At 67.3% G+C, this 8,268-nt stretch carries 7 protein-coding genes; all 7 read right to left on the bottom strand.

Features of this window, described 5'->3' with window-relative positions; all coding sequences use genetic code 11:
* On the bottom strand, positions 1 to 543 hold a 543-nt coding region (locus O2807_08275), incomplete at its 3' end, for an FtsW/RodA/SpoVE family cell cycle protein (protein MDA1000496.1).
* Entirely contained in the window at positions 540 to 1,919 is a 1,380-nt protein-coding gene (murD, locus tag O2807_08270; GenBank protein ID MDA1000495.1) for a UDP-N-acetylmuramoyl-L-alanine--D-glutamate ligase, read from the bottom strand. The genes murD and O2807_08275, both read right to left, overlap by 4 nt.
* Positions 1,920 to 1,930: 11 nt before the next feature.
* Entirely contained in the window at positions 1,931 to 3,016 is a 1,086-nt protein-coding gene (gene mraY, locus O2807_08265) for a phospho-N-acetylmuramoyl-pentapeptide-transferase (GenBank protein ID MDA1000494.1), read from the bottom strand.
* Positions 3,016 to 4,425: a UDP-N-acetylmuramoyl-tripeptide--D-alanyl-D-alanine ligase gene (locus O2807_08260; GenBank protein ID MDA1000493.1), complete on the bottom strand. Its 1,410-nt coding sequence runs from the start codon at positions 4,423 to 4,425 to the stop codon at positions 3,016 to 3,018. Before O2807_08260 ends, mraY begins: the two co-directional genes overlap by 1 nt.
* On the bottom strand, positions 4,425 to 5,930 hold the full coding sequence (locus O2807_08255) for a UDP-N-acetylmuramoyl-L-alanyl-D-glutamate--2,6-diaminopimelate ligase (protein ID MDA1000492.1): 1,506 nt from the start codon (positions 5,928 to 5,930) through the stop codon (positions 4,425 to 4,427). The genes O2807_08260 and O2807_08255 overlap by 1 nt, the downstream gene beginning before the upstream one ends.
* On the bottom strand, positions 5,927 to 7,774 hold the full coding sequence (locus tag O2807_08250; GenBank protein MDA1000491.1) for a penicillin-binding protein 2: 1,848 nt from the start codon (positions 7,772 to 7,774) through the stop codon (positions 5,927 to 5,929). Before O2807_08250 ends, O2807_08255 begins: the two co-directional genes overlap by 4 nt.
* Positions 7,775 to 7,824: 50 nt before the next feature.
* The gene (locus O2807_08245) at positions 7,825 to 8,175 is read right to left on the bottom strand and encodes a cell division protein FtsL (GenBank protein MDA1000490.1); all 351 of its coding nucleotides are present in this window, start codon (positions 8,173 to 8,175) and stop codon (positions 7,825 to 7,827) included.
* Positions 8,176 to 8,268 lie beyond the last annotated feature (93 nt).

The following is an 8,268-nucleotide window of genomic DNA, read 5'->3' as shown; positions in this document are numbered from 1 at the left end:
CGCCCCCGCGATGAAGAGCAGAAACCCGCTCACGCCAGCGATGAGAATCGCCGTTCCCAGATCCGGCTGCACCAGGATCAGCGCCAGCACCAGCGCGATGACCGCCACCGGCGGCAAAAAACCGTACTTCCACTCCTGCAGGCGCTCGCTTTTTACCGAGAGAATGTGCGCCAGGAAGATGACCAGTCCCAGCTTTGCCACCTCGGCCGGCTGGAAAACGATCGGCCCGAGCGCCGCCCACCTCCGCGCGCCGCCCGCCGCGCGCCCGATTCCCGGAACGAAAACCAGGGCCAGCGCCACAAACGAGAGAATCAGGATCGGGTAGGCCATCTTCTGCAGCCACTCGAGCCGGAGCCTGCAGACGCCCAGCATGACGGCGAAGCCGACCCCCGCCCAGAGCAGGTGGCGCTTGACGAAATGGAGCGGATCGCCGAAGCGGTCGAGCGCAAGGATGTGGCTCGCGCTGTACATCATCACGACGCCGAACGCGGTCAGCGCCACCGCCCCGAAGAGAACTACCGGATCCATATCGCGCAGCTTCAACTTCTCTCCTCCTTCAGCCGCTTCACCATGCGGCGGAACGCATCTCCGCGCGCGGCGTAGTCCTTGAACTGATCGAAACTCGCGCAGGCCGGAGAGAGCAGCACCGTCTCGCCCGGCCGGGCTTCCCGCCGGCAGCTCTGCACGGCGGTTTCCAGATCGCCCGCCCGCTCCAGCACCACCTTTCCCTCGAAAAAGGCGGCAAAGCGCGCGGCGGCCTCGCCGATGAGAACCATCTTGCGCACGCGCTCGCGGACCGGCGCCTCCATCGGCGCGAGGTCGCTTCCCTTGTCGGTGCCGCCCGCAATCAGGAGTACTTTTCCCTCGATGCTCATCAGGCTCATGGCGGTCGCGCCGACGTTCGTCCCCTTCGAATCGTTCACCCAGTACACGCCATCCACCTCCGCGATGTACTCCATCCGGTGCGGAAGGCCCTCGAACGTGCGCGCCGTCTCCTGCATCGCCTCAAGGGGGGCGCCCAGAAAGTCCGCCGCCGCGCAGGCCGCGAGAAAGTTCTCGATGTTGTGAACCCCGGCGACGCGGAGATCCGCCGCCGCACAGATCCGGCGCACGCCATCCGGGCGGGCGAGCATGAGCGCACCCCCATCCTGGAAGGCGCCGCGATCGACCGCTCCGCTCCGCCGGAAGGAGAGCGCCGCCTGCGCCCCGCCGGTGAGATACCGCGCGGTGAGCGGATCGTCCCCGTTGAGCACCTTGGCGTCCCCGGCCTCCTGCCGGGCGAGCAGACGCGCCTTCAGCTCGGCGTAGGCATCGAGGTCGGGATGGCGATCAAGGTGATCGGGCGAAACGTTGGTGATGATCCCCACCCGCGGCCGGAAGGTGTCGCACCATTCGAGCTGGAAGCTGCTCACCTCGGCGACGATGAAGTCCGCCGACGCGCCCTCCCGCTCCACCATTTCGGTCAGCGGGTTGCCGATGTTCCCGCCGAGGGGCGCGCTGTAGCCGGCGGCCCCCAGGATGGCCGAGAGCATGGCCGCCGTGGTCGTCTTCCCGTTGGTGCCCGTCACGGCGGCGATCGGCGTCTCGCAGAGCCGCCCGGCGAGTTCGATCTCGCTGATCACCTCGGCCCCGCTCTCTGCGGCGATGGCGATATACCGGTTCGTCGCCGGTATCCCCGGGCTGACGATGAGCAGATCGCACGCGCGGAAGCTCTCCTCGCGGTGGGCGCCCATCTCGAACACGACCCCTCCGGGGAGTTCATCCGCCAGGCCCGGCGCCACCTGCAGATCGGTCGCCACCACCTCCGCCCCCCGCCGCGCGAGCGCACCGGCGGCGGCGCGGCCCGTCCGGGCCATTCCCATCACCACCGCCCGGCAGGCGCGGAGGCTTTCGATCCACTCCGCTTTTGTCTGTTCCATCACGATACCCATCATCTCAACTTCAGTGTGCTGAGGCTCAAAAGGGCGAGTACAATGGCGATAATCCAGAAGCGCACCGTTACCTTCGGCTCTTGCCAGCCGAGTTCCTCGAAGTGATGGTGCAGCGGCGCCATGTGGAAGATCCGCTTCTTCCGCATCTTGAAGGAGCCCACCTGCAAAATGACCGAGAGCGCCTCAATCACGAACAGCCCGCCCACCAGGAAGAGGAGCAACTCCTGCTTGATGCTCAGCGCGATCGTTCCCAGCACTGCGCCGAGCGGAAGCGCGCCCACGTCCCCCATGAACACCTGCGCGGGATAGGCGTTGAACCAGAGAAAGCCGAGACCCGCGCCGAATATCGCGCCGCACAAAATCGCCAACTCGCCCGCGCCCGTCACGTGCAGCACGAGCAGATACTTCGAGATCACGGCGTGGCCGGCCACATAGCTGAACACCAGATAGGCGCCCACCGCGATCATCAGCGGACCGATGGCGAGTCCGTCGAGCCCGTCCGTCAGATTCACCGCGTTACTCGTCGCCACGATCACGATAGCGGCATAGGGAATGAACCAGACGCCGATATTCGGGTGGAGATTCTTGAAGAAGGGGAACATCACGACGGGCTCGAATGCGGAAGAGACCATGCCACTGTAAAGGGCGTACCCCGCCGCCAGCCCGATGACGAACTGCAGGAGGAATTTTTTTCCAACCGTCACGCCGCTTTTCTTCTTCAGGATGACCTTGATGTAATCGTCCAGGAAGCCCAACGCGCCGAACCCCACGATGATGAACACCGAGAGCCAGACAAACCCGTTGGTCAGATCGTTCCAAAGCAAAACCGGCACGAGGACCGCGAACAGGATCAACAGCCCGCCCATGGTCGGGGTGTCCCGCTTGGAGTGGTGGCTCTTCGGGCCATCCACCCGGATGATCTCGCCGATCTGCCGTTTCTGGAGAATCCGGATCAGGACGGGCCCGAGAACCAAACTCATCACAAGCGCGGTCAGGGTGGAGATCGCCGTGCGGAAGGTGATGAACCGGAAAACGTTCAGCGCCGAGAGCGAACCCGCCAGGGATGTCAGCAAATGGTAGAGCATCAGCCGCGCAGCTCCTCTTCGGCGCTTTCCATTTCCATCGAGCGGGAGCCTTTCAGGAGGATGCAATCGCCCGCCCGCAAATGCCCCGCCACCCAGGCCGCCGCCGCCCGCGGCGCATCGAAATGCCGCACCCGATCGGGCGGCATCCCCGCCGCACGGGCGCTCTCGGCCGCCTGCGCCATCTCGGGACCCACGGCCGCGAAGTAATCGGCCTGCCCGGCCACCTGTCTCCCCGCCGCGGCATGCACCGCGGCGGAAAATTCGCCCATCTCCTTCATGTCCCCGAGCAGGGCGAAGAGCCGCCCCGCCCCCTTCAGGGAAGCGCCCGTCTCAAGCGCCTCCGAAAGGGAGGCCGGATTTGCGTTGTAGGCATCGTTGAGCAGGAAACAGCCGGGCCGCCCGGGAATCTCCGAGGCGGAAAGCCGCATCGCCGGAAGGGCCGCCCGCTCCAGCCCCGCCCGGATTTCCGCCATCGTGCTGCCCAGGAGCGAAGCCGCCGCCGCGGCCGCCAGGGCGTTGCGCACGTTGTGCCGGCCCAGGGCGGAAATCCGCACCTCGGCGCTCCCGCCATCCCGCAAGAGGGTGAAACGCATCCCCGCCCGCTTCTCGGCGCGGACATCCTCGGCGCGCACATCGGCGTCCTCCGAGAAGCCAAACCGCACGACATGCCCGCCCGCACGCTCAAACCGCTCTGCCAGAATGCGGCTTTGCCCGTCATCGGCACTCAGGACGGCCCGCCCCTCCACGCCCATCACCTCGAGAAGCTCACCCTTGGCATCGCGCACCGCCTCGATCGAGCCGAGCCCCTCGAGATGGGCCGGGGCCACATTCGTGATGAGGGCGACCTCGGGCATGGCAATCTCCGCCAGCCGCCTGATCTCGCCCGGCCGGTTCATCCCCATCTCGAATACCGCCCGCGCATGATCGGCCTCGAGGCGCAGCACCTGATGGGGCAGCCCCACCAGGTTGTTGAGATTTCCCTCGCTTTTCAGCGTCGCGCCTCCCTCTTCCAGAATGGCCGCCGCCATCTCCTTCGTCGTGGTCTTGCCGTTGCTCCCGGTCACCGCCACCACCCGGACGTCACGGCGCCGCCGATGCCAGCGGGCGAGATCCCCGAGAGCCGTCAAGGTATCCGCCACCGCGATGGCGAAGAGGCCATCCCGGCGGGCCACCGCCCGGCCTTTTTCGATGAGCACCCCTGCCGCGCCCTTGTCCATCGCCGCCTCAAGAAAATCGTGACCGTCGAAGTTCGGGCCGCCCAGCGGAACGAAAAGCGCCTCCACCTCGAGCCGCCGCGTATCCGTGCTCACGCCCGCCGCCATCGTTTCTCCCGCGCCCCAGAGAAGCTCTCCCCCGGTCGCCTCGGCAATTTCCCGCGCCGCAAACATGGCCGCCGCAGACACACCCATCACCTTCCGAACCCCATGCGCCGGAGCGCCGCCCGCGCTTCCTCGCGGTCGTCGAACGGACGCCGCTCCCGGCCCACGATCTGATAGCTCTCGTGCCCCTTGCCCGCGATGATCACCACATCGCCCGGCTCAGCGTCCGCAAGAATGGCCCCGATGGCCTCGCGCCGATCCACGACCGATCGGCAGCGCGCCGTGCCGTCCACCACCTGCCGGGCGCCCGCTTCCACCTCCCGGAGGATCGCCTCCGGGTCCTCCGTCCGCGGGTTGTCCGAAGTCATGTAGACGAAATCGCTCCCCCGGAGCGCCGCCGCCGCCATGAGCGGGCGCTTGCTCCGATCGCGATCGCCGCCGCAGCCCATCAGGGTGAGGACGCGCCCTTTCGTCAGCGGCCGGGCGAACTCCAGCACCCGGGCCAGGGCATCCTCGGTGTGGGCGTAATCCACCACGACAAGGAAGGGCTGGCCCGCGTCCACTCTCTCGAAGCGGCCCGGCACGTTCGGAAGCGCCCGCACCCCCTCGGCCACCTCTGCCGCCGAAAGGCCCAGCGCGAGACAGGCCGCGCCCGCCGCCAAAATGTTCTGTACGTTGTGGCGGCCGATGAGGCCCGTCCGGATCGGAACCCGCCCCCCCGGATGCACAAGGGAGAACACCATTCCCTCCGGGGAGACAGCGAGTTCTTCCGCGCGGACATCGCCGCTCCCACCGGTTCCGTAGGTCATGAGCGTGCTCTTCGTCTCCGCCGAGATGCGCACCCCGTAGGGATCGTCCAGGTTCACGACAGCGGTGCCCGGTGACCACTCGGTGAAGAGTCGGAGTTTTTCCCGGAAGTAACTTTCGATGTCGCCGTGGAAATCGAGATGATCCTGGGTCAGGTTGGTGAAGACCGCCGCCGCGAACGCGCAGCCGCTCACCCGATCGAGCGCGATGGCGTGGCTCGACACCTCCATGACGGCGTGGGTCGTGCCGCCTTCGGCCATCTCGCGCAAGTAGCCCTGAAGGTCGGGCGCCTCGGGCGTCGTCCGCGGCCCCTCGAACACCCGATCCCCGATGCGGTAGTGGATGGTGCCCATGAGCCCGGTCCGGCGCCCCGCGTTCCGCAAAATCGTCTCGATGAGAAACGCCGCCGTCGTCTTTCCGTTGGTGCCGGTCACGCCGACAAGGGCGAGTTCACCCGAGGGATGGCCGTAAAACGCATCCGCCAGTGCGGCCAGTGCCTTGCGCCCCGATGCCGTCACCGCCCGCGGGACTTTCCCGGGAACGCCCGGCACCTCCCGCTCGAGGACCAGGGCGGCCGCTCCGGCAGAGAGCGCGGCCTGCACATAATCGTGTCCGTCTGACTCGAAGCCGCGGATGGCGACGAAGAGATCGCCCGGCTTGACGCGGCGCGAGTCGTAGGCAATGCCCGACACCTCGGCGCCGCCGCCCGAGCGCGCGGACACCTCCGGCACCTCTCGGATGAGCTCTTCAAACTGCCGGACGCTTTCCATCATCGCCGTTGCACTCAACGCCCCTCCTCCTTGCGCGTTGCGCGAGGGACTCCCCGGTGAAGGGCCTCGCGAACCGCCGAGGCCAGCCGAACGACATGTTCTCCAAAAGAGGGATTCGGGCCGGCGGATTTCGCATCCCCGCCCGCAATGCGCCCCGCCACCGTCCACTGCTGCGCCCCGCGGGGCGGGACGCGCAGATACCGCATCGTCTGCCAGGCGATCCGCCGCCACACCGGCGCGGCCACCGTGCCGCCCCAGGCGCCCCCCGGTCCCTTGCCCTCGTCCATCACCACGAGAAGTGCGATCCGGGGGTTATCGAAAGGAATAAAGCCCAGAAAGGACAGGACGTATTTGTCCTGGCTATACGTTCTCGTCTGCGGATCGAGCTTCTGCGCCGTCCCCGTCTTCCCGGCCGCTTCGTATCCGGGAACCGCCGCCTGACGGCCGGTTCCCTCCTCCACCACCCGCTGCATGATGGCGGCCAGCCGACGGGCCGTCTGGGCGGAGATCACGCGCCGGCCGGGGCGGGGCTCGAGTCCGCTGGCAATCCGGTCGCCGCGCCCGATCGACTCGACGATGCGGGGCGGCTGATAAACGCCACCATTCGCAATCGTGGCGGCCACCATCACCATCTGCAGCGGGGTGGCGCCCACCTCTTGACCGATGGACACCGCCGCCAGCGAGGTGCGCGACCATCTCCGCGGGGGGCGGAGGATGCCCCTCTCCTCGCCCGGAAAACCCGAATGGTTGGATGTGCCGAAGCCGAACCGGCGCGCCATCGCATAGAGGGGAGCCGGGCCGATCTCCATCGCCATCTTGTAGAGGCCGATGTTGGAGGAAACCACGACGGCCTCCTCCGCCGTAAGCCAGCCGTGTTTCTTGTGGTCGCGGAGCGCGTAGCTGCCGATGCCGGTCCGGTAGAGTCCGTTTTCCGCGAAAAAGCGCTTCTGCAAATCACCGCCCGCCTCAAGATAGGCGGCCGCCGTCACCAGCTTGAAGGTGGAGCCGGGCTCGTAGATGTCCTGCACCGCCCGCTGCCGCCACTGGGCGGCGGGAAAGTTCCCATAAATGTTCGGGTTGAACCCCGGCACGGTCGCCATCGCGAGAATGCGGCCGGTGGCGGGCTCCACCATGATGCCGATGGCGTGGCGCGCACCGGTGCGGCGAAGCTGATCGATGAGTTCCTTCTCGACGATGTACTGAAGCACCTCGTCCACCGTGAGGCGGACATTCCGCCCATCGCGGGGAGCGCGCAGCGGAACCGCCTCGGGGTGCACCGATCGGCCGCGGGCGTCGCGCTCGATTCGCACCCGCCCGGCCCGGCCGCCGATGCGGCTCTCGAGGGCCAACTCCATCCCCGCGAGACCGCGATTGTCCATCCCGACGAAGCCCAGGAGCGAGGAGGCCAGCTCGCGCTTGGGATAAAACCGCTGGCTCTCGGTCACGAAGCCCAGCCCCTTGAGGTTCAGCTTCTCCACCTGGTTTTTCTCGGCGGGCGTCAGCTTCCGGCGAAGCCAGACATAGCTGCCCCCGCGCCGCAACTTCTTGCGGAGCTGGCTGCGGCTCACGCCCAGAATCTTTTCCAGATCGCGGGCAGCCGCCTGCGAATCTTCGATCTCGCGCGGATTGGCAAAGAGCGACGGCGCGTCAACGCTCACGGCCAGCGGGCGGCCGTGCAAATCGAAAATCTCCCCTCGGCGCGCACGCCGGACGAGGGTGCGCTGCAGCTGACGCTCGGCGTAGGCCACAAGACGCGCCCGGTCGCGAATCTGGATCGTCACCAACTTCGCGGCAAGCGCCACAAAGCCGAGACCGGCCAGAATTCCGCACGCGAGCAGGCGCCGCTGATAACCCTTCGGCATGGAACCCGCTTCCTGCCTGGGCGGTAGGAAAAGGACGGAATGCAAATGTGTTACCGGTCGCCGAGGCTCCCGGGAATGATTTTCACGTAAATCACCTGCTCCGGCCGGGGGAACACCATCCCCAGCCGCCCGCGCGAGATGGCTTCGATGCGGCCGAGCTGCCGGAGGGTGGCGGCCTCCACCCGCAAGATGCGCTGAGCTTCCAGAAGGCGCGCCCGCTCGGTCTCCAGCCGCGTCAAGCGGTAGCCCAGCTTCACAATCTCCAGATGCGGCCAGACCACAAAGAGCGCGCTCACGGCCACCAGCAGAATGCAGCCCGCAGCCCAGGCGGGGGACGGAAGGCGCTCCCATTTGCGCCGAATCGTCACCCACTTGCGCATCCGGGCGCGGTACGCCTCCATCCCGGCTCTCACGCTACCGCTTCCAGCTTTTCCGCCGCGCGCAGGCGGGCGCTCCGCGCACGCGGATTCACTTGTATCTCCTCCGCCGCCGGC

This window comes from bacterium (assembly GCA_027622355.1).
Lineage (GTDB): Bacteria > UBA8248 > UBA8248 > UBA8248 > UBA8248 > JAQBZT01.
Note: the sequence above shows the minus strand (reverse complement) of the source record. Positions and strands in the feature narration are given on the sequence as shown.